General features: G+C 43.0%; 32 protein-coding genes. 21 read left to right on the forward strand and 11 right to left on the reverse strand.

The genetic code is table 11. The features are described from left to right. Window positions 1–3,288, forward strand: a complete 3,288-nt coding sequence (locus JIG41_RS20590) for an efflux RND transporter permease subunit (RefSeq protein ID WP_199525365.1) — start codon at window positions 1–3, stop codon at window positions 3,286–3,288. Continuing rightward, a complete protein-coding gene (locus tag JIG41_RS20595; RefSeq protein WP_074989824.1) occupies window positions 3,278–4,339 on the forward strand; it encodes an efflux RND transporter periplasmic adaptor subunit in 1,062 nt (353 codons plus the stop codon). The genes JIG41_RS20590 and JIG41_RS20595 overlap by 11 nt, the downstream gene beginning before the upstream one ends. On the opposite strand, the gene JIG41_RS20600 is transcribed toward JIG41_RS20595, so the two are convergent. The 7 genes from JIG41_RS20600 to JIG41_RS20630 form a co-directional block, all read right to left on the reverse strand. After that, window positions 4,332–5,009, reverse strand: coding sequence for a nitroreductase family protein (locus JIG41_RS20600; RefSeq protein WP_074989825.1), 678 nt, complete (start codon window positions 5,007–5,009; stop codon window positions 4,332–4,334). The two genes, JIG41_RS20595 and JIG41_RS20600, sit on opposite strands and share 8 nt — an antisense overlap. A gap of 37 nt (window positions 5,010–5,046) precedes the next feature. Beyond that, window positions 5,047–5,421: a DUF5329 domain-containing protein gene (locus JIG41_RS20605; protein ID WP_036974056.1), complete on the reverse strand. Its 375-nt coding sequence runs from the start codon at window positions 5,419–5,421 to the stop codon at window positions 5,047–5,049. Next, complete coding sequence (locus tag JIG41_RS20610; RefSeq protein WP_199525366.1) at window positions 5,418–6,260, reverse strand: endonuclease/exonuclease/phosphatase family protein; 843 nt, start codon at window positions 6,258–6,260, stop codon at window positions 5,418–5,420. Before JIG41_RS20610 ends, JIG41_RS20605 begins: the two co-directional genes overlap by 4 nt. Window positions 6,261–6,380: 120 nt before the next feature. Beyond that, window positions 6,381–7,619 (reverse strand): ABC transporter permease, encoded by a 1,239-nt coding sequence (locus JIG41_RS20615; RefSeq protein WP_036974052.1) that lies wholly within the window; start codon window positions 7,617–7,619, stop codon window positions 6,381–6,383. Beyond that, on the reverse strand, window positions 7,612–8,319 hold the full coding sequence (locus JIG41_RS20620; protein ID WP_036974050.1) for an ABC transporter ATP-binding protein: 708 nt from the start codon (window positions 8,317–8,319) through the stop codon (window positions 7,612–7,614). The genes JIG41_RS20615 and JIG41_RS20620 overlap by 8 nt, the downstream gene beginning before the upstream one ends. Further along, the gene (locus JIG41_RS20625) at window positions 8,319–9,485 is read right to left on the reverse strand and encodes an efflux RND transporter periplasmic adaptor subunit (RefSeq protein WP_180311316.1); all 1,167 of its coding nucleotides are present in this window, start codon (window positions 9,483–9,485) and stop codon (window positions 8,319–8,321) included. The genes JIG41_RS20620 and JIG41_RS20625 overlap by 1 nt, the downstream gene beginning before the upstream one ends. A 47-nt stretch (window positions 9,486–9,532) precedes the next feature. After that, window positions 9,533–10,243, reverse strand: a complete 711-nt coding sequence (locus JIG41_RS20630) for a YIP1 family protein (protein WP_074989828.1) — start codon at window positions 10,241–10,243, stop codon at window positions 9,533–9,535. 169 nt (window positions 10,244–10,412) lie between these two features. Between JIG41_RS20630 and JIG41_RS20635 the strand changes: the two genes are divergently transcribed. After that, complete coding sequence (locus tag JIG41_RS20635; protein WP_036974044.1) at window positions 10,413–11,306, forward strand: aldo/keto reductase family oxidoreductase; 894 nt, start codon at window positions 10,413–10,415, stop codon at window positions 11,304–11,306. Between the two features lie 70 nt (window positions 11,307–11,376). On the opposite strand, the gene JIG41_RS20640 is transcribed toward JIG41_RS20635, so the two are convergent. From JIG41_RS20640 to JIG41_RS20655, 4 genes are all read right to left on the reverse strand, one after another. After that, window positions 11,377–12,054 (reverse strand): TorF family putative porin, encoded by a 678-nt coding sequence (locus tag JIG41_RS20640; RefSeq protein ID WP_036974042.1) that lies wholly within the window; start codon window positions 12,052–12,054, stop codon window positions 11,377–11,379. A 287-nt stretch (window positions 12,055–12,341) separates the two neighbouring features. Continuing rightward, window positions 12,342–13,508, reverse strand: coding sequence for a hypothetical protein (locus JIG41_RS20645; RefSeq protein WP_199525367.1), 1,167 nt, complete (start codon window positions 13,506–13,508; stop codon window positions 12,342–12,344). A 149-nt stretch (window positions 13,509–13,657) separates the two neighbouring features. Beyond that, window positions 13,658–13,858: a helix-turn-helix transcriptional regulator gene (locus JIG41_RS20650; protein WP_036974038.1), complete on the reverse strand. Its 201-nt coding sequence runs from the start codon at window positions 13,856–13,858 to the stop codon at window positions 13,658–13,660. Window positions 13,859–13,866: 8 nt separating this feature from the next. After that, window positions 13,867–14,286 carry a hypothetical protein gene (locus JIG41_RS20655; RefSeq protein ID WP_199525368.1) on the reverse strand — a complete coding sequence of 140 codons (420 nt, stop codon included), beginning with the start codon at window positions 14,284–14,286 and terminating at the stop codon, window positions 13,867–13,869. 224 nt (window positions 14,287–14,510) lie between these two features. Between JIG41_RS20655 and JIG41_RS20660 the strand changes: the two genes are divergently transcribed. From JIG41_RS20660 to rplQ, 18 genes are all read left to right on the forward strand, one after another. Further along, window positions 14,511–16,454: an AsmA family protein gene (locus JIG41_RS20660; protein WP_074989830.1), complete on the forward strand. Its 1,944-nt coding sequence runs from the start codon at window positions 14,511–14,513 to the stop codon at window positions 16,452–16,454. A gap of 276 nt (window positions 16,455–16,730) precedes the next feature. After that, entirely contained in the window at window positions 16,731–17,099 is a 369-nt protein-coding gene (gene rplN / locus JIG41_RS20665) for a 50S ribosomal protein L14 (RefSeq protein WP_010378257.1), read from the forward strand. Window positions 17,100–17,109: 10 nt separating this feature from the next. Then, on the forward strand, window positions 17,110–17,424 hold the full coding sequence (rplX, locus tag JIG41_RS20670; protein WP_036974032.1) for a 50S ribosomal protein L24: 315 nt from the start codon (window positions 17,110–17,112) through the stop codon (window positions 17,422–17,424). Window positions 17,425–17,440: 16 nt separating this feature from the next. Then, entirely contained in the window at window positions 17,441–17,980 is a 540-nt protein-coding gene (rplE, locus tag JIG41_RS20675; protein WP_036974030.1) for a 50S ribosomal protein L5, read from the forward strand. A 10-nt stretch (window positions 17,981–17,990) separates the two neighbouring features. Further along, window positions 17,991–18,296, forward strand: a complete 306-nt coding sequence (gene rpsN, locus JIG41_RS20680) for a 30S ribosomal protein S14 (protein ID WP_036974028.1) — start codon at window positions 17,991–17,993, stop codon at window positions 18,294–18,296. A gap of 21 nt (window positions 18,297–18,317) precedes the next feature. Then, a complete protein-coding gene (rpsH, locus tag JIG41_RS20685; protein ID WP_036974026.1) occupies window positions 18,318–18,710 on the forward strand; it encodes a 30S ribosomal protein S8 in 393 nt (130 codons plus the stop codon). A gap of 13 nt (window positions 18,711–18,723) precedes the next feature. Beyond that, a complete protein-coding gene (gene rplF, locus JIG41_RS20690) occupies window positions 18,724–19,257 on the forward strand; it encodes a 50S ribosomal protein L6 (protein WP_036974024.1) in 534 nt (177 codons plus the stop codon). A 9-nt stretch (window positions 19,258–19,266) separates the two neighbouring features. Further along, window positions 19,267–19,617 (forward strand): 50S ribosomal protein L18, encoded by a 351-nt coding sequence (gene rplR / locus JIG41_RS20695; RefSeq protein ID WP_036974021.1) that lies wholly within the window; start codon window positions 19,267–19,269, stop codon window positions 19,615–19,617. A 9-nt stretch (window positions 19,618–19,626) separates the two neighbouring features. Further along, on the forward strand, window positions 19,627–20,133 hold the full coding sequence (gene rpsE / locus JIG41_RS20700) for a 30S ribosomal protein S5 (protein ID WP_036974018.1): 507 nt from the start codon (window positions 19,627–19,629) through the stop codon (window positions 20,131–20,133). Window positions 20,134–20,136: 3 nt separating this feature from the next. Beyond that, complete coding sequence (gene rpmD, locus JIG41_RS20705; protein ID WP_016710201.1) at window positions 20,137–20,319, forward strand: 50S ribosomal protein L30; 183 nt, start codon at window positions 20,137–20,139, stop codon at window positions 20,317–20,319. Between the two features lie 4 nt (window positions 20,320–20,323). Then, window positions 20,324–20,758, forward strand: coding sequence for a 50S ribosomal protein L15 (gene rplO, locus JIG41_RS20710; protein WP_036974015.1), 435 nt, complete (start codon window positions 20,324–20,326; stop codon window positions 20,756–20,758). Between the two features lie 10 nt (window positions 20,759–20,768). Next, window positions 20,769–22,097 carry a preprotein translocase subunit SecY gene (secY, locus tag JIG41_RS20715; protein ID WP_036974013.1) on the forward strand — a complete coding sequence of 443 codons (1,329 nt, stop codon included), beginning with the start codon at window positions 20,769–20,771 and terminating at the stop codon, window positions 22,095–22,097. Between the two features lie 22 nt (window positions 22,098–22,119). Then, window positions 22,120–22,233, forward strand: a complete 114-nt coding sequence (gene rpmJ, locus JIG41_RS20720) for a 50S ribosomal protein L36 (RefSeq protein ID WP_002959476.1) — start codon at window positions 22,120–22,122, stop codon at window positions 22,231–22,233. 128 nt (window positions 22,234–22,361) lie between these two features. Then, window positions 22,362–22,718, forward strand: coding sequence for a 30S ribosomal protein S13 (rpsM, locus tag JIG41_RS20725; protein ID WP_036974011.1), 357 nt, complete (start codon window positions 22,362–22,364; stop codon window positions 22,716–22,718). 13 nt (window positions 22,719–22,731) lie between these two features. After that, window positions 22,732–23,118 carry a 30S ribosomal protein S11 gene (gene rpsK / locus JIG41_RS20730; RefSeq protein WP_036974009.1) on the forward strand — a complete coding sequence of 129 codons (387 nt, stop codon included), beginning with the start codon at window positions 22,732–22,734 and terminating at the stop codon, window positions 23,116–23,118. A gap of 21 nt (window positions 23,119–23,139) precedes the next feature. Continuing rightward, complete coding sequence (rpsD, locus tag JIG41_RS20735) at window positions 23,140–23,760, forward strand: 30S ribosomal protein S4 (protein ID WP_036974007.1); 621 nt, start codon at window positions 23,140–23,142, stop codon at window positions 23,758–23,760. A gap of 24 nt (window positions 23,761–23,784) precedes the next feature. Then, window positions 23,785–24,771, forward strand: a complete 987-nt coding sequence (locus JIG41_RS20740; protein ID WP_004589198.1) for a DNA-directed RNA polymerase subunit alpha — start codon at window positions 23,785–23,787, stop codon at window positions 24,769–24,771. A 39-nt stretch (window positions 24,772–24,810) separates the two neighbouring features. Continuing rightward, window positions 24,811–25,212, forward strand: a complete 402-nt coding sequence (gene rplQ, locus JIG41_RS20745; RefSeq protein WP_004589197.1) for a 50S ribosomal protein L17 — start codon at window positions 24,811–24,813, stop codon at window positions 25,210–25,212. The last annotated feature ends 1,655 nt before the right edge of the window (window positions 25,213–26,867 follow it).

Consider the following 26,867-nt stretch of genomic DNA (forward strand, 5'->3'; position numbering starts at 1 on the left):
ATGAATGCTATCGATAATGCCGTAAAAAATAGCTTAAGTGGGCGAATTCCAGTCATTATTTTTATAATGGCGATACTGCTCGGTCTCATGGCGCTAAAGCAAACACCACGCGAAGAGGAACCACAAATAGTGGTGCCCATGCTCGATATTTATGTTGCTGCCCCGAATGTTGAAGCCCCAGAAGTCGCTCGGTTAGTGACAGAACCATTAGAAAAGCTATTAGCGCAATTAACCGGTGTTGAACACATCTACTCGACGACACACAGTAATAATGCCGTGGTTACATTGCGCTTTGAAGTAGGCCATGATCGCGAAAAAGCGATACTCGATACGTATGCCAAGCTTTACAGTTACCAGCACACTATGGCGTCAGTGATTACATCGTGGCAAATTCGCCCCGTTGAGGTGAATGATGTGCCAATTGTGATGCTTGGGTTGTTCAGCAAAGACTCAAAACTCTATGATGACTACCAGTTAACGCGTTTTGCGAATGAAATTGCCACAAGCTTACAGCGCATTGAAAATACCAGCGAAGTCAAAGTGATAGCAGGTCGAACTCGGCAGCTCACTATCGACCTTGATGCCAGCGCATTAGCGGCACACCAAACCACTTTAAACGACGTATATTATGCCCTCAAGGTGTCTAACCAGCTGGTTAATGTTGGCAGTGTTGTAGATGGTAAACAGCACATTGCTTTGCAAGTGGGGGATGTATTACGTACTCAGTCGGCAATTGAACACCTCGTTGTTAACGTAGTAAATGGTAAAAGTGTTTATTTGAATGATGTGGCGACTGTCGCCGATGGCCCCAGCGAAGCCCAAAGTTATCAATGGCTTGCTCAATCAGATACTGAGCAGCAACTGCCATTAGTGACGATTAGTGTTGCCAAGCAAGCAGGCACAAATGCGGTGGCTGTTGCGAATCAAGTGCATGATGTGATGAACCAGCTATCGGTGACATTATTGCCTGATGAAGTTGGCTACACGGTACTGCGTGACTATGGCCGAACTGCCAATGAAAAAGTGAATAACCTCACTTCTAGTTTGGTGTTTGCAGTATTTACAGTGGTTATTTTTGTTGGCGTGTTTTTAGGCTGGCGACCCGCTATTGTGGTCGGTCTTGCGGTGCCTATTTGCTACGGTATTACTTTAACGCTCGACTTCGCATTTGGGTATACCATTAACCGAGTAACCCTGTTTGCACTGATTTTATCTCTGGGCTTACTTGTTGATGATCCTATTACAGGAATCGACAATATCAGTCGTTTTATAACTAAAAAAGGTGATAAAAAACAAAATATTGTTGATGCCATGAGTGAAATTAGAGTGGCTCTATTTATGTCGACTCTAACCATTATGGTGGCATTCTTTCCGCTTGCGTTTATTACTGGCATGATGGGCCCTTACATGGCACCTATGGCATTCAATGTGCCTGTTAGTGTAATGGTTTCAACTATGGTGGCGTTTTTTGTGACGCCATGGCTGGCCATGAAATTACTCAAAGCCCCCGTTGATGACAACATGCAATTAGAGGCCAACCCTCATAGTTTATATGAGCGTATTTTGTCGCCATTACTTGAATCTAAAGGCCGTGCAAAACTAGTACTATGGACCACCTTAGGGTTGTTTATCGCCAGTGCCATGCTGCCAGTAATGCGCGCTGTCCCATTAAAGTTGCTACCGTTTGATAATAAAAACGAACTCCAAGTCTTAGTCGATATGCCAGAAGGCACTAGCCTTGAGCAAACAGCGGCTTTTACTCGAAAAGTACAATCGGTCACTTGGCAATTAAATGAAGTGAGCGAAGCCGCAGCGTATGTCGGTCAGCCATCAAGTATGGACTTTAATGGTATGGTCCGTGGGTATTACCGAAGAGAAGCCGCAAACCTTGCTGAGCTTAGAGTATTACTAGTTGATAAAACCGAGCGTGACCATCAATCTCATGGTGTGGTTATGCGCTTACGTGCTGCATTAGCCCCTCTGGCAACCGAGGGTATTGTGCTAAAAGTGGTTGAAGTACCGCCAGGGCCTCCTGTCCTAAGCACCTTGGTGGCCGAAGTATACAGTGATCCATTTGTTGATACACACACGCACCATCAGGCTGCAGCTGCTGTTGCAAATAGACTTAAACAAGAACCGCATGTAGTCGAAGTTGATACCAGTATGGCTGCTAATGCGCCATTACAACGCTTCATAACAGATAAAACCAAAGCGTCGTTATCGGCTGTTTCAACCCAAGATATCGCACACGCTTTAGCGATTGCCTCGCACGGTGAAAATGTCGGTGTGCTCTATGTTAGTGGAGAAACTAACCCTGTCGCTATTAAATTGCAGCTACCATATCAAGATCGTAACCAATTTGCTCAGTTACTCGCACTGCAAGTTCGTGGCGACAGAGAGCTTGCAAAAACCAGCGATGAGTTTGGGCTGCAAAGTGCGCCACGTCCGCTGGTGGCATTATCTGAGTTAGGGGCATTTAAATATCACGATGTTGCAAAACCGATTATGCGTAAAGATCAGCGAAATGTGGTTTACGTCATGGCTGAACTCAATGGCCGGACACCCGCTGAGGTAATTGCCGATGTTAATGCAGATTTAGCTGTTAGCAGTAATGCGTTCAAGCAAAGTGATTGGCAAAGCAGGCATTTTTTTAGTAATGGTGGCACCGCGTCATGGCAATTACCTGCGGGGACAGAGGTCACTTTCAGTGGTGAAGGTGAATGGCGCATAACCATTGATGTATTCCGTGACATGGGGATTGCGTTTGCGTTTGCATTAACGGCCATTTTTATCATTCTGCGTATTCAAACACACTCTGCCAGTTTGTCACTGATTATTATGTCGGCTATTCCCTTGACAGTCATTGGTATCATGCCGGGTTTTTGGTTATTGAATCAATTTGGTGAGCGCAGTATTGCTGGCGCCCCTGAGCCTGTGCTGTTCACTGCAACGGCCATGATAGGCATGATTGCGCTTGCGGGGATAGTTGTGCGTAACTCACTTATTTTAGTTGAGTTTATTAATCAAGCGCGCGGGCAAGGTATGGCTATTAAAGAAGCACTTATTGCAGCGGGTACTGTGCGTATGCGACCTGTTTTACTGACCGCAGGCACCACTTTATTAGGTAACTTGGTAATCACTTTAGACCCTGTGTTCAGTGGCCTAGCGATTGCGATTATTTTTGGTATTGTGGCATCAACACTGTTCTCATTGTTTGTTGTGCCATTGGTTTATTATTTAGTGTTTGCAAAGGATGCAGCCAAAGAGGAACACGCTCATGCAGGGTAAATCGAAACTTATTGGTTCAATTATCGCGTTAATGGTCATTATTGTTGCGGTACTTTACATGGCTGGCAGCTTTTCTGATAAACAAGCCCCAGGCATAAAAAATCCCGCGGCGAGTGAGTACACAGGTCAGTTACTTACTGTGACATTGGCTGATATTGCACGTGATGAAATTGTGCCAGGGACCGTTATTGCTAAGCAAAATACCCAAATATCATCGCGCGTTATGGCGCAAGTTGAACGTTTAAATGCGCGTGCTGGTGACACTGTGCGCCAAGGTGATGTATTAATTACCTTGCAACAAGACGATTTTAAAGCACAGCTTGCTCAAAGTGACGCACAAATTAATGCTATTAATGCCTCGCTTACCCAAGCTGAAAAGCAGCTCAAGCGAGTTAATGACCTTTTCAAACAAGGTTTAGTGTCAGTCAGTGATTATGATGATGCGAAAGCAAGGTTTGATAATTTAAGCGCAAATCTAGCCATTGCTAAGCAGCAGCAAACTCAAGCGCAAGTGGCATTGAGTTTTACAAAAATTAAAGCGCCTATTTCAGGCGTGGTCGTAGAGCGATTTGCTGAACCGGGTGATACCGCCACTCCGGGCAAACCGTTACTTGCGCTTTATAACCCACAACAATTGCAATTGGCGTTTAATGTCAGAGAACAGCAAGCTATTAAGTTGGCTGTTGGGCAAACATTAACAGTAACGCTTCCAGCATTATCGACATCTATGAGCGCAACGGTAACCGAAATTGTTCCCGTAGCTGATAGCGCAGCCCGCAGTATGGAAATCCGCTTAGAAACGCAGGCTCAAATAGGGTTAATGCCGGGATTGTATGCGCAATTACGTTTACCATTGGTCACTGCCAAAGGCGTATTGATTGACCCAAGCTGGGTGCATCAATATGGTCAATTAAGTATGGTGTATGTGAAAGAAGGCGGTCATATTGTGCGTCGCTACGTACGCTTAGGCGAAATGGTGGGTAATAAGCAGCACATCGTTGCAGGCTTAACCCCTGGTGATGTGCTGGCTGTCGATTTTGAGCTTAAATAAAGGTTGCTATCTCGTCCAGTGGCTTTTTCACTAAGGCATGCTCAGGCAGGGTTGCATCAGCACTCGGGTAGCCTGCGATAAGGAGCATATAAGGGCGTTCGTTATCTTTATCTCGACCACAAACCTCGGTTAAAAAGCTCATTGGTTTTGGCGTATGCGTTAGTGTGGCAAGTCCTGCTCTGTGCAGGGCTTGAATCAAAAAGCCTGTGGCAAGGCCGACAGATTCATGCACATAATAGTTGGTGTTTTTATCATCGGATGTAATACCGCCTTTCTTTTGACTGAATACAGCAATAAGCCAAGGGGCATGCTCAAGGTAGGGTTTACTGGCATCGGTGCCAAGTGGCTTTAGAGCGTTCAGCCATTCTTCGCCAGCACGGCCTTCGTAAAAGGAGCGTTCCAGTTTTTCTGCCGCATCACGAATTTGTTTTTTAACGTCATGACTGTGTATCGCAACAAAGTGCCAAGGTTGATGGTTTGCGCCACTCGGTGCAGTACCTGCGGCTTTAATACAGGTTGCAATTATTTCTTTTGGGACTGGGCGGTCACTAAAACTGCGAATACTGTGTCGTCGCTGACTCACGGCTAAAAATTCTTCTGCACGCTTGAGCATTTCGTCGTGAGGGTATTCAATAAAATCATTGAGTGGCTTATTTTTGTGTTCTTGCATGGCTTTTCGCTTCTTATCTGTTAATGATGTCATCACATTATAGTTGTGTATGCAGGTTTCGGCGGTAGTCTTCTAACTCATTACTTAACCAGTCTTTTGATGTAAGTAACGTGCCATTGCTAAGTCTGACTTTATAGGGCTTACCGCTCCATGAACTTTTACTGGCGAGATTCTCTATAAACTTTTCGGCGGTTTTAGCGTAACGAGTTGCTTTACTGTATTTCATCGCCAAGTGTTCGGCGGCATCTTTACTTGAATGTTCGGTCCCGTTGCGAATAAAAATAGCATCGCTCTGCGCCACAAAATCTATTAAATGATTAATCTCTTGCTCTGCAGTGTTGGCATAACTTAATTGACTAACAGATAGTAACATCAGGCTCAGTAGCCAATATCCTTTGATCATTACTTTCATTGTGCTTCTTGCTCTATCGTGAGGGTTGCTATAATGGGATTGTGATCTGAACTTTCAAGCTCAGGCACAACCGTTGTTTCTATTTTGACACCACGTACCCACACTTGGTCAAGTGCTAATCCAAATGCTTTGGTGCGTTTATCGTCTAAATAGATGGCTTCATGTAAACCAAGATTATTGAGTGTCTGTGTGACGAGTTGTTGTCTTTCATCACTCCAGGTGTTGAGGTCGCCAGCAAATATAATGGGGCCGGTGTGATGGCGCATAATGTCTGCGGCATCATCGAGTTGTTGTTTTAAGTCGCTAATGCCAAAGGTAAAGTTTATAGCGTGTAGGTTAACACTGAGTAATAACTGTTGATTTGGTAAGGCATATTCAACGATATTGGTCGCTTTTGGGCTGCGCAGCCACGGTTCTACATGCGTTAATGTACAGTGTACGGTAGCTGGCCAGCGGCTTAAGGTCATGACACCAGATTGCACGTTACCACTTTTATAGCCTTTGGCAAAACGCCAATAAGGCTTTAGATTGGTAAGGGTTGAGTCTTTAATGGCTTCTTGTAATAAGACAATATCTGCACTTTCATTGAGTGTGTTTAAGTCGTTGACTAAGCCGTCAATTTGGGCTTTATAAATATTCCAACTGAGCAGTTCAAATTGATATGGCAATATATAGTGTCCCGCATAAGTTTGCAGACGGCTTTGTGCTAATTGTTGCTGGCAGCCAGCTAAATTAGCCGCCGTTTTTGTGATCCCTTGTTGTTCATCAGAAAGTGGCTCACTTGAAAGACTGTGCCAAGATAATAAACTCAAAAACAATAAGTGCAGATACGATGCCATAATGCCCCTAAATTGCTGACCTAACCCTTAGTTGAAGACAACTTAAGTTTAGTTCAAAGTAAGCATGCTAAAAAAGAGATGCTTTTCTGGTACTCAATCACATATTAACACTGCGATGTTTTACTCATAACGCAGCGCATCAATTGGGTTTAAACGCGCAGCCTTAATAGCGGGCGCTAAACCAAACACAATACCAATCAATGAAGTAAAGCCAAACGACAGCATAATCGCCCAACCCGGTATGTAGGCTTCTGGCATGCTCGGCACTAATATTGAAATCAGTGCGGCAGCGCCATAACCAATCGCTAAACCAATTAAGCCGCCAAACAGCGATAGCACGACAGCTTCAACTAGAAATTGCAGCATGATAAAACCAGGTGTTGCCCCTAAGGCTTTTAAGGTGCCGATAACGCGGGTACGTTCCGTTACCGAAACCAGCATGATATTCATCACACCAATTCCACCGACGACTAGGCTTATACCTACAATTCCAGCGGTAATGGCAGTTGCGCTACCTGTAAATTTATCAACATTAGCACGGACTTTTTCCGCGGTCTCAAATTCAAAGTCGTCTTCATCACCGTCTTTTAATTTATGAAGCTGTCTGAGAATTCGACGAATTTTAGCCAACACTTGTGCTTCGTTAGCGTCGTCTTTTAAGCGGAACATCATTTGTACATTCGTATCAACGCTACCCCCTTCGAGGGCACTCATGGTGCTGATCGGAATATTAATATAATCGTCTTGATCAAAGCCAAGTAAGCTCCCTTGCTTTTCAGCAACACCAATAATGCGAAACCACTCACCGCCCAGTTTAATGTACTCGCCAACGGGGTTGTCGGGTAAGTTAAGCTTTTCAATTATCGATGGACCAATAAAAGCAACGCGACGGCGCTTTTCGTCATCTTCTGCGCGAATAAATCGGCCTAATTCAGGGTAGGTACGGTAGGCTCTTTGATAATCTTGTTCGGTGCCCATCACTCGTGACGAGTGGCTTTTGTTGCCATACTCAGCAGCGCCAGAAAATCGCCATGTAAACATTAATGCAGTGAAGGTTTCAGCTTCTTTTATTCGCGCCTTTAAGGTTAAGAAGTCGCTATAAGTTAGCTTGGCTTGCTGTCCCACCATTTCTTTTTCAACACTGGTATAGGGCTTTATATTGGTTACATCTGGAGACATATCAGCGAGTTGGTCATTAATTTGTTTGGTAAAACCCTGCATAACGGCCACCACAGTGACAACCGCAGCGACCCCGATGATGATCCCTAAACAGGTGAGGGCACTGCGCATGGCATTGGCTTTAATTGCCATGAGTGCCGCTTTACTTCCTTCCATTATTGCAATAGCAGATCTAAACATGCAGCCTTGCTCCTTCACCTTTACGAGTGTCGCTCACCACTTTCCCATCGACGAGTCGAATAACGCGTTGACAATGGTCGGCAATATCTTGCTCGTGAGTCACTAAAATAATGGTGTGGCCTTCGTTATGTAATTCATCAAATAGGGCCATGATCTCGGTGGTCGTTTTGCTATCTAAGTTACCGGTTGGCTCATCACCAAGTAGAATGTGTGGCTTGGTTACGAGCGCGCGGGCAATGGCTACACGTTGTCGTTGACCGCCAGATAGCTGGCTAGATAAATGGTTCACTTTATCGCCAAGGCCAACACGCTGTAATGACTCAAGCGCTTTTTTTTTGCGTTCTTTCGCGGAGATAAAACGATAAACGAGCGGCTGCATAACATTTTCCAGTGCGGAAGCGCGGGGTAATAAGTTAAAACTTTGAAATATGAAACCCACGCTTTCATTGCGTTGATGAGCAAGCTCAGTTTCACTCATTTGTTTAACTAACTTATCTTTTAAATAGTAATCACCACTGGTTGGGGTATCTAAACAGCCAAGCAAATTCATTAAGGTTGATTTACCTGAACCCGATGGGCCGATGATGGCAACATACTCATTTTGTGCAATTTCGATATTGATGTCATCCAGGGCTTTGAAAACTTGCTCGCCCATTTTGTACTGTTTATTAATATTAGTCAGTTTGATTACCACAGACATCAGGATGCCCCTTTTACAAGGCTGTCTTTAATTGCCACGGTATCGCCATCTTTTAATGAACTAAGCGGTCTTGCAGGACCAATCACAATGCGCTCACCCACCGTTACACCCTGTGTTATCGCTTGCTCTATATCTGATGAAATTCCCACCTTAACAGGCGATTTAGTGACGGTGTTATCGGCGTTTAGCTTCCATACAAAGTAGGTATCGTCTTCCTTTTGAATTGCTTCAATGGGGAGTTTTAAACCATTTTCGGTAATGCTTGTGGCAATTTCAGCTCGGCAACTCATACCAGCATAAAGTTGACGCTCAGTGGCATCAAGCAGCACTTTGACTTTAAACGATAGCCCTTGCGAACCTGGTTGGTTTTTTGCTGAAGTGCCAATGTTTATGACTTTTCCTGTAAAGGGTTGATTAGGGTAGGCTGCGGCATAAATGTCGGCATGTTGATTTAACTTTATGCCAGCAATATCAGTTTCATCAACCCGTAACTCCGCTAAAATTGCACTGGGGTCGGCGACTAGCATTAGGTCTGAACCAATAATGTTTGTCGTACCGGCTATCACGGTTTCACCTTCTTTAATGTTGACAGAAGCGAGTAGCCCACTCATGGGAGCGCGAAACACACTTTTATTTAAACGGTCTTCGGCAATCAGCAACGACGCTTGTGCTTGATGATAGGCTTCACGTTTCGCTTCAATATCAATTTCGGCTAAATCACGCGCGTTTTGTAGGTTTTCATACACTTCTTGGCCTGCAAGCCCGACTTCATAGAGCTCTTTTTGTCGACTTAATTGTCGCTCAATATTTTTCAGGCGTGTTTCGCTGTGTTTAATATCAATCTCGGTTGCACGCAACACCGCTTTGTTTCGCGCCACCTCAGATTCAAATGCAGTGGTATCAAGGCGCATTAAAATATCGCCTTCGGTGACACTTTCACCTTCTTCAACAAATACCTTCGCAACCCGCCCAGTGACTTCTGAGCGTAACTGTACTTGGGTGTTAAATACCAGATTACCAGAGGCCAAAATTGAATCAGCAATACTACCTTGTTCAACGTTTGCTACATGCATTTCAGGCACTTTTTTGCTGTTTGTTATTTGCTTAGATATGAGTAATGCTGCAAATGCCGTGATAGCAAGGCTAATAATGATGGCTTTTTTCATGTTACTTCCTTGTGGGAGTAAGAGCGGCAATGCCGCTCATTTGATAGCTAGATGATTGCAATAACTGTCCAAATACCGTAGATCGCGATACTGGGTAGGGCAGCAAACAGGAGTGCTTTATTAAAGTTGAAGTTAGTCCAACACTTTAAACCGACTGCCGCTAGTACAATGCCCCAGATAGAGAAAATGTTTAGGCTTTCAAGCATGGTATAAAAAGGATGACCGACCTCAAGGCCGATGAGCAATTGATTGATTGAGGCATAATTAAAGAGGGTGGGTGAAAGCTGGTTGTTGCTGGCAGTTAAAACGAGGATCAATATACCCAAGCTTGAAATAACCATTGGCATCATGGTCCACACGCCAAACCCATACCACGCACCGTAACTATAGTTAGCCTCTGGATCTTGCTTTGATACAAATAGGTAGTAACCCGCCATCAATGCATTAATAACAGCTAAGCCAATAATACCACCAAAGAGCGCAAACCATACCTGCATATCAAGCGTTTGCTCCATGCTTTGACGGATCATTTTTTGCTCAGCAATTGTGGCATCAACACTGGCTGCAGCGACTTGCTGATCGATTAAAAACTGAGGATCTGCTTTGTTATAAAAAGCGAGCATACTTGCCGCGAGCATGCCTGCAAGTAATATGAAAGCAACAAAAGACCAGCCTTTTGCCTCCTTCACTCCATTAAACGCTTTGCTTGGGCTGATAAAAATATCAACTAGTGCTGTCACTGCATTCGACGATTTCATTATTATTCCTTGTTAAGTAACATTTATTTTTAGGTACTAAAATACCCTGATTTATTATTAATTAGAAGTCTGATTTGTAACTATATGTTAACAGTTGTGAATAGGGAAATTGTGTTATTCTTTAAAGAGTAAGATAGGTGGAATAATCAAGATTAAGTAGGTATATATAGTGAATAACAATGTGCGTTGTATTGATGAATTAGTACTGGGATTTTGGCGCTTGCTAGATTGGCAAATATCACCACAGCAATGCTTAAGCTTTTTAGAGCAAGCCATTGAAGTAGGGGTTACACACACTGACCATGCTGATATTTATGGTGAATACGGCTGCGAAGCTGAATTTGGTAAAGCGTTACAATTAAAGCCGAGTATTCGTGATGAAATAAAAATAATCACTAAATGTGGAATTAAACCCGCATTTCCCAGTTTAGGCTTGCAAGGCAAAGCGAATCATTATGACTCGAGTGCAGCACATATCATCGCATCCGCTCAGCAATCGCTTAAACACTTTAATACCGACCGATTAGATGTGTTATTGATCCATCGCCCTGATTATTTAATGAATGCAGATGAAGTAGCTGAAGCATTCAATACTTTAAAAGCAAATGGTGATGTTATTGACTTTGGTGTTTCAAACTTCACGCCGTCACAACTCAGCTTACTGCAGTCCCGTTTAGACTTTGATTTAGTCACGAATCAAATAGAGTTTTCGCCTTATGAGATGAAAGCGCTTGATGATGGGACTTTGGATCAATGCCAATTACTTGATATTAAACCCATGCTTTGGTCACCTTTAGCGGGCGGGCGTTTATTTTCAAATGACGATGAAAAAGCAGTGCGTTTGCGTGCGGTGTTGGAGCAAGTTGGCAACGAAATTGGAGCCAGCTCTATCGATCAAGTTGTGTATACTTGGTTACTCATGCACCCAAGTTTGCCATCGGTAGTATTGGGTACAGGCAACATTGCCCGGGTTAAATCAGCCGTCGCAGCGAAAGAATTCACGATGAATCGTGAGCAATGGTATCGTATTTGGCAAGGCTCTACAGGCCACAGTGTGCCATAATTTTAAAGTGCGCTTTAACGAGAAAAGGGCCTTTCGGCCCTTCGTGTTGCAGCAAGTAACACATTCTTTTTTAAAGCGTAAAGTCAACTGCGTAAGCGACATACACTTTTACATCAGAGCCATCAATGTCTGTGTCAGACACGCCAAATGTAAAGCCGTCTTTTGACACAGAAACACCGTAGTCAATGATATTATCATCACCAATGAAATCGCCTGAGTAATGACCCAGATGAAGAGCCATTTCTGCACCGGTACTGCCAACTGGGAAGCTATAGTCAGCATTTAAGTATAAAGAATCTCCAAAATCTGTACCGTCACCGCTGGCTGCTGATGTAGCAAGGATTGCAGCACCAAAAGTGAAACTACCCATGCTGATGCTACCGTAGATCTCTGAAAAGTCAGCGTCAGTATAAGATGCTGCATCAGGGTAAGCATAATAAATGTAGCCAACATCGTAGCTAAATGTTTCATTGATATCACCGCCAAAACCTGCATAAAGGTCTAGCTCGTAAGTCATGTCGTCAGCCCAGCTGGCATTCGATACCCAAGTACCTGCGTAAAAGCCAGATTCACTTGCGTAATCAATACCGCCCTGAATTGCAGCATCACCCCCAGTTTGCTCTTGACCACGCCATAAATAGTTTGAAGTAGCCGCAGCGTTTGCTGTTACTTCTGCATAACTATATGTTGAGCTCAAAGTTAATAGCGCAATGGCGCTTGCTACGACCGTTTTTTTTAGTTTTAGCATGTTTCTCGTATCCTGTTGTTATGTTGATTTGCCCCATTTCAGATTGCAGTCTGGTTATTATTTGAGGACAGTTTTTATGTGTTGTCTGGATACGATGTAGCACTGGTTGTGCCAAGTTAATTCTGAAAGGGATATTTTATGTTTAACTGCTTTAAAAACAGCCTTTTAAGCGTGTTATTTTTTAAAGTTTAGATTTATTTGAATTGTTCATGCGCACACCTGTGGTGCAAAAAATAACCCGGTTGCACAATCGCGAAGCAACCAGGTTTTTCTTGTTTGATAGAGACTTAGCCAAAAATGGCACGCATTAGGCTGATTGTTTCTTCAACGCTACGGCCTTTTTCAACTTCGCTGATGATAGAGTCTCGTTTTGCTTTTATATGCTCGGGGATATCGTCACTTGCAAGCGCGCGGTCTACTAAAATCTCAGCAGACTCTTTGCCGCGACGCACGGTTTTTTTGCCTGCAGAACTGCCCGTGCTCTTCGGTTTGCTAAGCAGTTTAATGTAGTTAGAGTTATCAGCCGTGGTGTTATCGGCATAATAGAAGAAGCACGGTAGTAACGCTTTTATCTCAATAAGTGATTGTTCATGATCATTTGCTGCAGCAGCCATTTTAAACCAAGGCATGCTATGAATTGCAGTAACCACGTCTTGCCAATAACGTTCAAAATCACGGTTGTTTAATTTAGGAACTCCCAACGAAGCACAAAGCGCATCAAGCTTACTATTTGTAATAGGCGTAAATACATCTGGGCGGCGCATTGCTAATAAGCGTGTTGCAGGCGCAAGCGTTGGTTTCTCTTCGCTGCCTGTAAAGGCCATAAAGTAAGCAACCATAAAATGTTGATAGTGTTCTTGTGTCACATCGCCTTCTAGGGGAATGTGCGCTAGGGCTTCGTCAAAAGCCGCAGGCAGGTCGCTCAACATTTGATGGAACCCTTTGGCGCTTTTGGTTGAAGCAAACCATTCAACATCAAAGTTATAGCTACTTGGGTCAAGAGAAGCCGTGTGTTTGCCTGCAAAAGCCAAGCGGTCTTCTGGAATCATTTCTTTTAAAGTTTGTGATTTAATTGTGCCAATGTAGTTTGCTAAACGTAATTGCTCATCAAGCGCAATGAGCTCTTTATGTTGCTCAATAAAGCCAGTAACAACAGGCCAAGGTGCAACGCGCAGCGTTTTCAATTGCAAGAAGCTAATGGCAGAGATCAGTAAGTCGTGAAGTTTTTTTAATGTCGGTAACTGCTTATCTTCTAATAAATCATAGTTAATACGATCGCGGCTTGCACTGAGTAGCTCATAGCACCAACCTAAGAAGTCTTCTGGGTGGTTGTCTACTTTCACGGCCATTAGGTTGAGGCTAAGCTCTGAAGATTGCTTGAGAATATTTTGATAAATTTGACTTTCTTGCTCGCTAAGCGCCATTTTTGACGGTGAAATAAGCAGTTTCTTCATGCCTTGTAGACTCTCCAGTTTGATATATTTTTTAGTCACTTTATTTTAGCTTAAATAAGCTAACAGCAACAGGGGCGTGCATCATACCGAAGAATACAGGGGATGCAATCTTGATAAGTTAAATCTGCACAAGATTGCATTTAAAGGCGTTAATCTGCTTCGTCTAGTGAAAATAATTGCTCGACAGTTGTATTAAACTGCCGGGCTATCTTTAATGCAATGATCACTGAAGGCGTAAAGCGAGACGTTTCGACCGTACTAATTGTTTTACGTGAAACAGCGATAGCATCGGCTAGCTCTTGTTGCGAAAGCCCTGCGGCTTTGCGATATTTTGCAATATGATTTTGCACTATTGCTCCTAGTCTCTACTTTGCCAAAGAATTGAGATGCCATATATTAAACTCATTTCAGCCAGGTAAAAGGTAGCCATCATGCTATGAGAAACATCTAAAGCTAACTCATCAGACAATAAATACACCGCACCCATACTAAAGAGTAAACCAAGTACAACATGTTTATAGGCAATGGTGTCAATCGTATTTAAAAACTCATCTTTATAAGTAAGGCGATATTTCATTTTCCATGTAAATCCACCTCTTATCACAAACATACAGAATGATCCCAGAAAAGCAGCACTGCCTAAAAACAACAAGGGGGCCGATGTTTGATTAAGCGCAGGGTAAACACTGATAATGAGTAGAGTGATCCCCATAAACATTGAAAACCATGCATTTTGGCTCATAAATTTCTCTTCCGTTTGGATATCTTGCTTTGACATAAATCTTCCTTTTAATTTTAGTTGTAACCTCTAGGTATCAATGTAACCTTTGGGTATCATCTAGTCAACTATTTAATGTAACCTAAAGGTTTCAAAATATTTCAGCGACGATTCATATTTGTCTACCTAAGCTTGCTGAATAGCCTTTTTATTTGTTTAGCAATGATTTTCGGCTTAACACCCGCTATGATATGAACAATGTTTGCCCATTTTTAAGGATGATTATGAAAACCTTACTAAAGATTATTGGTGTCATATTCGTATTACTAATTGCCTTAGTAATCGCCGCACCGTTTCTTATTCCAACTGATGCAATCTTTAACAAAGTCTCGCAGCAAGTTGAACAAACGACGGGTCGAAGCCTCACCATTAACGGTGATAAAAAACTGTCGGTTTTCCCTTCGTTGAAGCTTGAACTGAATGATGTGCATTTTGCTAATATGCAAACGGGTTCACAAAAAGACATGGCAAGCATGCAACAGTTGGCCATTCATATTCCCTGGATGTCGCTTTTCGGTGGTGAGTTTAAACTTGATAAGTTCGTTATCAACGAGCCAACAATTTTGTTAGAAACTGATAAAAATGGCAAAGCTAACTGGCAGCTGTTTGATGGCGTAGCCGAACAACCAGAGACTGAGCAACAAAAGAGCTCAGGAGCTGTAAATTTGCCTGATAACTTTGATATTCAGTTAGGTGAAGTGGCAATTTATGGTGGAACCTTCACGTATCTAGATGGTAAAACAGGCGCAAAACAGCAGATCAGTGACTTAGAGCTAGCTATTTTACTCCCATCACTGCGTAAAACATTAGAGCTCAAAGGCGGGATTACCTATATGGGTGAGCGCTTTGAACTTGATGTAACCCTTGATACACCCGTGAAAGTGATTGAAGGAGCGACTTTTAATGTCAGTACAGAGGTTGATTCACGTTTGGTAGATATGACTTTTAAAGGTGCGATTGCTGAAATGGGTCAAGATGTACAAGGTCAATTGTCTATCAGTGGTGATTCGGTTAAAAATATTGCTAATTGGCAAGGTGTGGACTTAAATGCCAAAGACAATGCTTTTAATGCCTTTAATGTTAAAGGGGCCATGCATCTACAAGGTGACAAATTCAAACTAACAGAGCTTTTGGCAACATTAGATGAATTACAAATCAAAGGTAAAAGCGACATTAACCTTGGTAATCGCTTAGCGGTCAATGCGGATATTGATTTAGGCATGCTCGACTTAAATCCGTACCTTCCAGAAGGCGTTGCAAAAGAGGCACAACCTTTACCTGCAGAAGATGCACCCGCTCAGCCTATCGTATGGGATGATACTAAAATTGATTTAAGTGGTTTAAATGCCTTGGATGCGAGTGTAGTTGTTCGCTCAAGTGGTCTAAAAGCCAAGAAGATCACACTCGGTGAGAACCAATTCACTGTAAACCTTAAAAATGCTGTAGCGAAAGTAAGCCTAGACAAATTTGTTGCTTATGAGGGCAATGGTAAAGGTGTTATTACACTCAATGCAAAGCAAGCTCCTTATGCAATCTCAACTAACTTCGCTTTAGATAAAATCGATGCGCAGCCATTATTAACTGACGCAGCAGGTTTTGATAAGTTAATGGGTAAAGGTTCATTAAACTGGAATTTAACGACAACGGGTCAAAGCCAGAAAAGCTTTATTAATGCGTTGAATGGTAAATTAGCATTTGAATTTGCAGATGGGGCAGTTAAAGGCGCAAACATTGCTGAAATGGTCCGTAAAGCAAAAGAGCTAATCAAAGGTAACTTGGGGGCCGTATCAGAAGGTCTCGATACAGGCTTCGATAACTCTGAGCAAACAGATTTCTCAGCGTTAACAGGCAGCTTTAATTTCACTAATGGGGTGGGTGAAAACCGTGACTTGTCATTATTAAGCCCGCTTATTCGTATTTCGGGGGCTGGTAAGGTGGATTTACCGATGACCAACGTTGATTATCGTCTCGTGACAGGCATCGTTGATTCAATTGAAGGGCAAGGTACCACAGATGACAGCACAGGCTTTAAAATTCCACTGCGTATTAAAGGCCCATTCCATGATGTGGGTTATAGCCTCGATGTGAGTGATGCGGCCAAAGAAGAAGTGAAAGAAAAAGCGAAAGATAAAATAAAAGATAAGCTTAAAGGCTTATTTGGAAATTAATAAAAATTTAATTTAATCCTTAAAGCAGGGCGCATCGGCGCCCTGTTTGTTTTATAATCAATAACAAACCAGTAAACGGTTGTAAGCCCACCTTGATATAGCGACCCTTTATTATAAATTAATTAAAAAATAACCTACCACTTCATTGCTATTGCTGATACAATTGCCCGCCCTTAAGAGACAACTCGTGTGTTTTTTGAGTGGAATTTAACCGAAATGTCTTGATTTTAAACAAAATTAAGACGTGTTGTAATATCTACACCGGAGGTCATTAACATGATCCAAATGCAAACTCAGCTGGACGTTGCTGATAACAGCGGCGCTCGCAAAGTGCAGTGTATTAAAGTCCTTGGCGGTTCGCACCGTCGCTATGCAGCGGTTGGCGATATCATCAAAGTTTCTGTAAAAGAAGCGATTCCTCGCGGTAAAGTGAAGAAAGGTGATGTTAAAAACGCAGTAGTTGTGCGTACTAAAAAAGGCGTTCGTCGTCCGGACGGTTCTTTGATCCGTTTCGATAGCAATGCGGCTGTTATCTTAAATGATAACTTACAGCCAATTGGTACTCGTATCTTCGGCCCTGTGACTCGTGAACTTCGTACTGAAAAGTTCATGAAAATCGTTTCACTAGCACCAGAAGTACTATAAGGAGTCTATCATGGCAGCAAAAATCCGTCGTGATGACGAAGTAATCGTACTAGCCGGTAAAGACAAAGGTAAGCGCGGTAAAGTGCTTTCAGTTGTTACTGAGTCTGGTCGAGTATTTGTCGAAGGCATCAACTTAATCAAGAAGCACCAAAAGCCTGTTCCTCAGTTGAACCAAGCTGGCGGTATTGTTGAGAAAGAAGCGTCTATCGACGTATCAAACGTTGCGATCTACAACTCGGAAACGGGTAAAGCAGATCGTGTAGGTTTCAAGATTGAAGATGGTAAGAAATTACGTATCTTTAAATCTACTGGTAAAACTATCTAATAGTTGGAGTAGAATGATGGCGAAACTGCATGAAGTATATAAAGACAAAGTAGTGGCTGAACTTCAAGAGAAGTTTGGTTTCAGCTCTGTCATGCAAGTCCCTCAGATCGAAAAGATCACATTAAACATGGGTGTGGGCGAAGCTCTAGCTGACAAGAAGATCCTAGATAATGCTGTTGCAGATCTAGAAGCAATCTCTGGTCAGAAACCTCTAATCACTAAAGCACGCAAATCTGTTGCTGGCTTCAAAGTGCGTGAAGGTTACCCAATTGGTTGTAAAGTAACCCTACGTGGCGAGCGTATGTGGGACTTTTTTGAGCGTTTGGTTTCAATCGCTATCCCACGTATCCGTGACTTCCGTGGTGTAAGTGCTAAGTCTTTTGATGGACGTGGTAACTACAGCATGGGCGTACGTGAGCAAATCATCTTCCCAGAAATTGATTATGATAAAGTAGACCGTGTACGCGGTATGGATATCACTATCACTACTTCTGCGAAAACAGATGAGGAAGGCCGTGCGTTGTTAGAAGCGTTTAACTTCCCATTTAAGAAATAAGGGTAGGGTTATGGCAAAGAATTCTATGAAAGCGCGCGAAGCAAAGCGCACTAAATTAGTTGCTCAGTATGCTGAAAAGCGTGCTGCACTAAAAGCTATCATCAGTGATGTGAAAACATCTGACGATGATCGTTGGGACGCGGTATTAAAGCTACAAGCTTTACCACGTGATTCTAGCTCTTCACGTCAACGTAATCGTTGTAACGTTACGGGCCGCCCACATGGTTACCTTCGCAAATTCGGCATGAGCCGTATTAAAGTTCGCGAAGCAGCTATGCGCGGTGAAATTCCTGGCCTTAAAAAGGCTAGCTGGTAATAGTATCACGGGAGTAAGACTATGAGCTTGCAAGATCCTATTGCGGATTTGTTTACACGTATCCGTAACGGTCAGTCAGCGAAGAAAGTATCAGTAACGATGCCAACTTCAAAACTGAAAGTAGCAGTAGCTAAAGTATTAAAAGATGAAGGTTATATCGCAGATTACGCTGTAAGCGGTGAAGCGAAGCCTGAGCTAGCAATCGAATTAAAATATTTCGAAGGCAAAGCTGTTATTGAAAATATCCAGCGTGTTAGCCGCCCTGGTCTACGTATCTATAAGAAACGTGACGAATTACCTAAGGTAATGGGTGGTCTTGGTATCGCTATCGTATCAACTTCTAAAGGCCTAATGACAGACCGCGCAGCACGTAGTGCCGGCGTTGGTGGTGAGATCATTGGCTTTGTAGCTTAATCGGAGGGGAACTATGTCTCGCATAGCAAAGGCACCAATCAATGTTCCTGCCGGTGTAGAAGTTACATTAAAAGGCCAGGACATCACAGTTAAAGGCAAAAACGGTGAATTAACTCGCACTATCAACGATGCTGTTGAAGTACAAGTTAACGACAACGTTATTACAACTTTACCTCGTGAAGGCGTAGTCAATGCATGGGCTCAAGCAGGTACTGCTCGCGCTCTAATCAACAATATGATTGTTGGTACGCATGAAGGTTACGAGAAGAAGCTTCAGTTAGTAGGTGTTGGTTACCGTGCAGCGGCTAAGGGCAAAGTTTTAGACTTAACTCTTGGTTTCTCACACCCAGTGAATTTCGAAGTACCTGAAGGTATTACGATTGAAACACCAAGCCAAACAGAAGTTCTAGTTAAGGGCGTAGACAAGCAGTTAGTTGGTCAAACAGCTGCTAACATCCGTGCATACCGTAAACCTGAGCCTTATAAAGGTAAAGGTGTTCGTTACGCGGACGAGAATGTACGCCGTAAAGAGGCTAAGAAGAAGTAAGGTAAGACGATGGATAAAAAAACAGCTCGTCTACGTCGTGCTAAGCGCACTCGTAGAAATTACATTGAACAAGGCACAACGCGTCTTGTTATCCACCGCACGCCACGTCACATTTACGCTCAAGTAGTTACTGCTGAGGGTACTGTACTGGCTGCTGCTTCTACTGTTGAAAAAGCAATTAGCGAAACAGTTAAAGGCACAGGTAACGTAGCAGCTGCTCAAGCAGTTGGTAAAGCGGTTGCTGAACGTGCAGCTGACAAAGGCATCGAAAAGATTGCTTTTGATCGCAGTGGCTTTAAATATCACGGCCGTGTGAAGGCGCTTGCTGATGCAGCGCGTGAAGCCGGTTTGCAATTCTAGGAGTAGACAATGGCTAACGTAGAAGCAAAGCAACAACAGCCTGATTTGGCTGAAAAGCTAATCGCGGTAAACCGTGTGTCTAAAGTGGTTAAAGGTGGTCGTATCTTTAGCTTCACTGCACTAACTGTAGTTGGTGACGGCGCAGGTAAAGTAGGTTTCGGTTATGGTAAGGCACGTGAAGTTCCAGCTGCTATTCAAAAAGCAATGGAAAAAGCACGTCGTAACATGATCAGTGTAGACCTAAACGGTAACACGCTACAGCACCCAATCAAGGGTCGCCACGCGGGTTCTAAAGTATACATGCAGCCTGCTTCAGAAGGTACAGGTATCATCGCCGGTGGTGCGATGCGTGCAGTACTAGAAGTAACTGGTGTACAGAACGTATTGTCAAAAGCATACGGTTCAACTAACCCGATCAATATCGTTCGTGCAACGATTGCAGCTCTAGAGAACATGAACTCTCCAGAGTCAATCGCTGCTAAACGTGGTCTTAGCGTAGACGAAATCACGGGGTAAACCATGGCTAATAAAACTGTTAAAGTAACACAAGTAAAGAGCTCTATCGGTCGTTTACCGAAGCATAAAGCTACATTACGCGGTCTTGGTTTACGTCGTATCAATCACACTGTTGAGTTAGAAGACACAGCATGTGTGCGTGGTATGATTAACCAAGTTTCTTACATGGTAAAGGTTGAGGGTTAATTCGATGCGTTTGAATACACTTTCACCTGCTGCTGGTGCAAAAACTGAAAAGAAACGTCTAGGTCGTGGTATTGGTTCTGGTCTTGGTAAGACTGGTGGCCGTGGTCATAAAGGCCAAAAATCACGTTCTGGCGGTAAAGTACGCGTTGGTTTCGAAGGCGGTCAAATGCCTATGCAACGTCGTCTACCTAAATTTGGTTTCACTTCACGTAAATCATTAGTATCTACTGAAGTAAACCTTTTTGAAATCGCTAAAGTTGAAGGCGATGTAGTAGACGTAAACGCGTTACAAGCAGCTGGTCTAGTTAAAAAGAACATCCAGTTCGTTAAAGTAGTAAAATCTGGCGAAGTTTCACGCGCAGTTACCGTTAAAGGTCTTAAAGTGACCAAAGGTGCTCGCGAAGCTATCGAAGCTGCCGGAGGCAAGGTAGAAGACTAAGGAAGTACTAATGGCTAAACCAGGTCAAGATATGAAAAGTGCACAAAGTGGGCTTTCGGAATTGAAGCGTCGATTACTATTTGTATTGGGTGCTATCATTATTTACCGTCTAGGTTCATTCGTGCCGATCCCTGGGATTGACGCCGCTGTACTTGCCGATTTCTTCGAGCAACAAAAGGGCACCATTGTTGAAATGTTTAACATGTTCAGCGGTGGTGCGCTTGAGCGCGCTTCAGTGTTGGCACTGGGTATTATGCCGTATATCTCGGCTTCGATTATTACGCAACTATTAACGCATATGTATCCGCCGTTTATAGAGCTTAAGAAAGAAGGCGAGCAAGGGCGTAAGAAAATCAGCCAGTATACACGCTATGGCACGCTTGTGCTTGCTACTATCCAATCAATCGGTATTGCCACAAGCTTACCGGGTATGATGGACGGGTTAGTTGTTAACCCTGGTATTGGTTTCTACTTCACTGCTGTAGTGAGTTTAGTTACCGGTACTATGTTCCTTATGTGGTTGGGCGAGCAAATTACAGAACGCGGTATCGGTAACGGTATTTCAGTTCTGATTTTTGTTGGTATCGTAGCAAACCTGCCGTCTGCTATTGGTTCGACAGCCGAAATGGCGCGCCAAGGTGATCTGAATGTACTTGTACTGTTATTGATTGCTGTAATCGTATTCGCTGTTACTTACCTCGTTGTATTCTTCGAGCGTGGTCAACGTCGTATCGTCGTTAACTATGCTAAGCGTCAACAAGGTCGTCAGGTATTTGCTGCTCAAAGCACGCACTTACCGCTGAAAGTAAACATGGCGGGTGTTATTCCACCAATCTTTGCTAGCAGTATAATTCTGTTCCCTGGTACAATTGCAAGCTGGTTCGGCCAGGGTGAAGGTCCGGTCGCTGATGTGCTACAAGCAATCGCTACAACATTGACTCCAGGTCAACCGTTATATGCGATGGTTTTAGCTGCGGCTATTATCTTCTTCTGCTTTTTCTACACCGCGTTGGTATTTAACCCGCGTGAAACAGCAGATAACCTGAAAAAATCTGGCGCATTTATCCCAGGTATTCGTCCAGGTGAGCAGACATCTAAATACATTGATAAAGTGATGACACGCCTGACATTGGCAGGTGCTTTGTATATAACCTTTATCTGTCTGGTGCCCGAATTCATGACTATGGCATGGCAAACGCCATTCTATTTCGGCGGTACATCAATTTTGATTATCGTTGTTGTAATCATGGACTTTATGGCACAAGTACAGACGCATCTGATGTCACATCAGTATGATTCTGTGCTGAAAAAAGCAAACCTTAAAGGCTACGGCCGATAAGGTCAGTTTACGGAGTTGAGCAATGAAAGTACGTGCTTCCGTTAAGAAAATATGCCGTAACTGTAAAGTTATTAAACGTGCTGGTGTAGTACGCGTAATTTGCAGTGAGCCTAAGCATAAGCAAAGGCAAGGCTAATTAAACAGTCGTGCAGGCTGAGTTATTTACTCGGCCTGTGTTTTTAGTTGTGATTTGGTCTTCGTTTGAGTATCCTTACGGGCTTTTCAAACAGATGATAACCAAATTCAAATATAGGAGATGTGTTAGTGGCCCGTATCGCTGGCATTAACGTCCCTGATCATAAACATGCAGTTATCGGTTTAACTGCTATTTATGGCATAGGTAAGACTCGCTCTAAGGCTATCTTAGCAGCGACTGGTATCGCCGAGACCACAAAAATCGGTGAGCTTTCAGACGAAACACTTGACGTATTGCGTGAAGCAGTTGGCAAGTACACTGTAGAAGGTGACCTTCGTCGTGAAGTTACATTAAATATCAAGCGCCTTATGGACCTTGGTTGTTTCCGTGGCCTACGTCACCGTCGTTCGTTACCACTACGTGGTCAACGTACTAAGACTAACGCGCGTACTCGTAAGGGTCCTCGCAAGCCTATCAAGAAATAAGGTGGGGTAGATTATGGCTAAAGCACCAATTCGTCGTAAGAAGGTTAAAAAGCAAGTTGCTGATGGTATGGCTCATGTTCATGCTTCTTTCAACAACACTATTGTAACAATTACCGACCGTCAAGGTAATGCACTATCATGGGCTACTGCCGGTGGTTCAGGTTTCCGTGGTTCACGTAAATCTACTCCATTTGCTGCTCAGGTTGCTGCAGAGCGTGCAGGTACTGCTGCTCAAGAATACGGTTTAAAAAATCTAGAAGTGTTCATTAAAGGTCCAGGTCCAGGTCGTGAATCTGCTGTACGTGCTTTGAATGCTGCTGGTTACCGTATCACCAACATCACTGACGTGACGCCAATCCCTCATAATGGTTGTCGTCCACCGAAGAAACGTCGCGTTTAACAATAGGTTAGGAGAAATAACATGGCAAGATATTTGGGCCCTAAGCTCAAGCTGAGTCGTCGTGAAGGTACTGACCTGTTCCTTAAGAGCGGCGTAAGAGCTATCGACTCTAAGTGTAAACTTGAGACTGCACCTGGTCAGCACGGCGCTCGTAAAGGTCGCTTATCTGATTACGGTTTACAGTTACGTGAAAAGCAAAAAGTACGTCGTATCTACGGTGTATTAGAAAAGCAATTCCGTAACTACTACAAAGAAGCTGCTCGCCTTAAAGGTAATACAGGTGAAAACTTGTTACAGCTTTTAGAGCAACGTTTAGACAATGTTGTATATCGCATGGGTTTTGCTAGCACACGTGCAGAAGCACGTCAGTTAGTTAGCCACAAAGCGATCTTAGTTAATGGTCGTGTTGTGAATATTCCTTCATACGTAATTACACCAGAAGATACTGTTGTAATTCGTGAGAAGTCTAAAACACAAGCACGTATCATCGCTGCTCTAGAGTTGGCTGAGCAACGTGAAAAGCCGACTTGGGTTGAAGTTGACGGTAAGAAAATGGAAGGTAGCTTCAAGCGCCTACCTGAGCGTTCAGATCTGTCTGCGGACATTAACGAACAACTAATCGTCGAACTTTACTCTAAGTAAAGTTAAGAGTTAAGAGAGGATAAAATGCAGGGTTCTGTTACCGAATTCCTAAAACCAAGGTTAGTCGATATCGACGCTATCAACCCAACGCGTTCTAAAGTAGTTTTAGAACCATTAGAGCGTGGCTTCGGTCATACTCTGGGTAATGCCTTACGCCGTATACTGTTATCATCTATGCCTGGATGTGCAGTAACTGAAGTAGAAATCGACGGTGTATTGCATGAGTACAGCGCGAAAGAGGGCGTACAAGAAGACATCATTGAAATTCTGTTAAACCTTAAAGGTCTAGCAGTAACTTTAGAAGGCAAAGATGAAGTTTTTCTGACCCTGACTAAATCTGGTGTAGGCCCTGTGACTGCGGCTGATATTCAGCACGATGGTGATGTAACTATCGCCAACCCAGATCACGTTATCTGTCACCTAACGACAGATAGCAGCGAGATCAGCATGCGTATTCGTGTTGAGCGCGGTCGCGGTTATGTGCCGGCATCTAGTCGTTTATCCTCTGATGACGATGAGCGTCCAATTGGTCGATTGCTGCTTGATGCATCATTCAGCCCAGTTGAACGTATTGCGTACTCGGTTGAATCAGCCCGTGTTGAGCAACGTACAGACTTAGACAAGTTAATCATTGATATGGAAACGAACGGCACTTTAGATCCTGAAGAAGCGATCCGCCGTGCGTCTACTATCTTAGCTGAGCAATTAGATGCATTCGTAGATTTACGTGATGTAACTGAGCCAGAAGAGAAAGAAGAGAAGCCAGAATTCGATCCTATTCTACTTCGTCCAGTTGATGATCTTGAACTAACAGTACGTTCAGCAAACTGTTTGAAAGCCGAGCAAATTCAATATATCGGTGATTTAGTTCAGCGCACTGAAGTTGAGCTTCTTAAAACGCCTAACTTAGGTAAGAAGTCTCTAACTGAAATTAAAGACGTGCTAGCTTCACGTGGTCTATCTCTAGGTATGCGCCTAGAAAATTGGCCGCCTGCAAGCCTAGCTGAATAATCTAAATCACTATATTAGTTTAGTTAGAAGGATAGGGTCATGCGCCATCGTAAGAGTGGTCGTCAATTAAACCGTAACAGCAGCCATCGCAAAGCGATGTTCAGCAACATGGCTGGTTCTTTGGTGAAACATGAAATCATCAAAACAACTTTGCCTAAAGCGAAAGAGTTGCGCCGTGTAATTGAACCTTTAATCACACTGGCTAAGACTGACAGTGTAGCAAACCGCCGTTTAGCGTTTGCTCGCACGCGTGATAATGAAGTAGTTGGCAAATTGTTCAGCGAAATCGGTCCTCGTAATACAGACCGTCCAGGTGGTTACACTCGTATTCTTAAGTGTGGCTTCCGTGCTGGTGACAATGCACCAATGGCTTATATTGAACTAGTTGGTCGCCCAGCGACAAACGAAGAAGTTCAAGAAGACGCACAGTCTGCAGAGTAAGTCGTAAAGACACCAAAAAGCCGAGCTTATGCTCGGCTTTTTACTTTCTTGGTATGCGATCTATTGCCATCTAATTTCTCAGTAAATTGTGGTCAGGTATCTTATAAACAGCAGCCCCCTCTTTTTTAGGCACGTTTCGTCCACTCTATTCTTTTCACCAGCAGATTCTTTTCACCAGCAGATTCTTTTCGACAGTTAGCTCTTTTAGACATTCGATAACGCTTACCATTTATTATTAATAGCCACATTTCTGCTTGGTACTTATATTAATCCGCAATAATACTTAATCATTTTGAGTTATTAAACCAGTCGCTAGCTGCGTTAAAAATGTCTGATTTACGACTGCATAGATGCAGGAGGTAGAGCAATGCAGGAGCAATTGCCGAGAACACCTCAATAACGACATTTTTGCCTTGTTATTAACGCGGTTTTATTGCTTCAAAATAGACCACTTAATTAAGTACAATGGTATAAAAATGAGATCAAGGCGAGTAATGAATCTTTACCATTAGAACAATCATCGGCTTTAAAGTTTAGTCTGTTTAATGGTCTTATTTATAGAGCGTTGAGCTCGCTAAGTCGTATTACAACGATCAGTAAATAGCAGAAGCTCATGGTAGTGAATAGATTAGTTTTGATGAACTTATCATTGTCGATACTTATAACGATATAGAACATGTAACTAAATCGAACATACGCAAGAATGGCCTATTACCAGAATACTGTATCAGCGAGAGCTGATGATATACATTTTCACGATTTGAATTTTAGTTGAGCCCTTATTACAAACTTAATGATGCAGTTTTATTTGGTTTGGGGGGAAGACATGCAAGTATAGAATGATTTCGCTGAGTAAAAGAGTGTTAAACCAACTAGTGTGTTGGTACGTTCGGTCAAAAAACACATACCCTCAATTAAATAGTGCGAGGAGTTTGCAAGTAGTGTGGTTGAACTAAGGTACCTTTCGCCTGAACATAACATTCCATTAAGCAGAATATAAATCGACACAATATGAAGTGTATAGAGTTGGGAGCAGCTAGCATTCATGAGAACAATAAAACTGATGGAAGCTACTTCGGCACTTTCTATCATGAGCCCTTTTAGTGTCTTTAGCTCGTGAGCGCTACTAATATAAAGTGTTAATGTTCTAAACAGTGTTTAAGCTTGGGTTATTTTGCGTACTTTGTCGGTTATTTAGATCTGCAGCGACAGCTATAAAACCTCAATCTGTGTGTTTATCTTTTATCGGTTTCTACATATCTCTGTTCAAATTACACTTCTTAACGAGGTTTTAGTATTGTTTTTACCCGTTTCGTTCGTATTTTGCACGAACAGTCATTTTTTTCATAAAAACGTAAAAAAACAGTTGATCTGAATTCGGATCTCCCTATAATGCGACCCCACTGAGACGGCAGGCGCGACGCGCAGCGGAGCAACGCTTAGCGAGGCAAGAGCAACTCAGGGTGTTAAGTAAAACTTAGTTTCGAAAAATTAAATTTTCTCAAAATTAAGTATTGACAAAAAAATAGGAAAGCGTAATATACGCAGCCCTAGCGAGTTAAAGTGAAACGCTTTAATCGCAACGTTCTTTAACAATATAAAGCAATCATCTGTGTGGGCACTCGTACAGATTGAGTTCTAACAGTCGAGCTACT

It is taken from the genome of Pseudoalteromonas sp. bablab_jr011 (assembly GCF_016464045.1).
GTDB lineage: Bacteria > Pseudomonadota > Gammaproteobacteria > Enterobacterales > Alteromonadaceae > Pseudoalteromonas > Pseudoalteromonas lipolytica.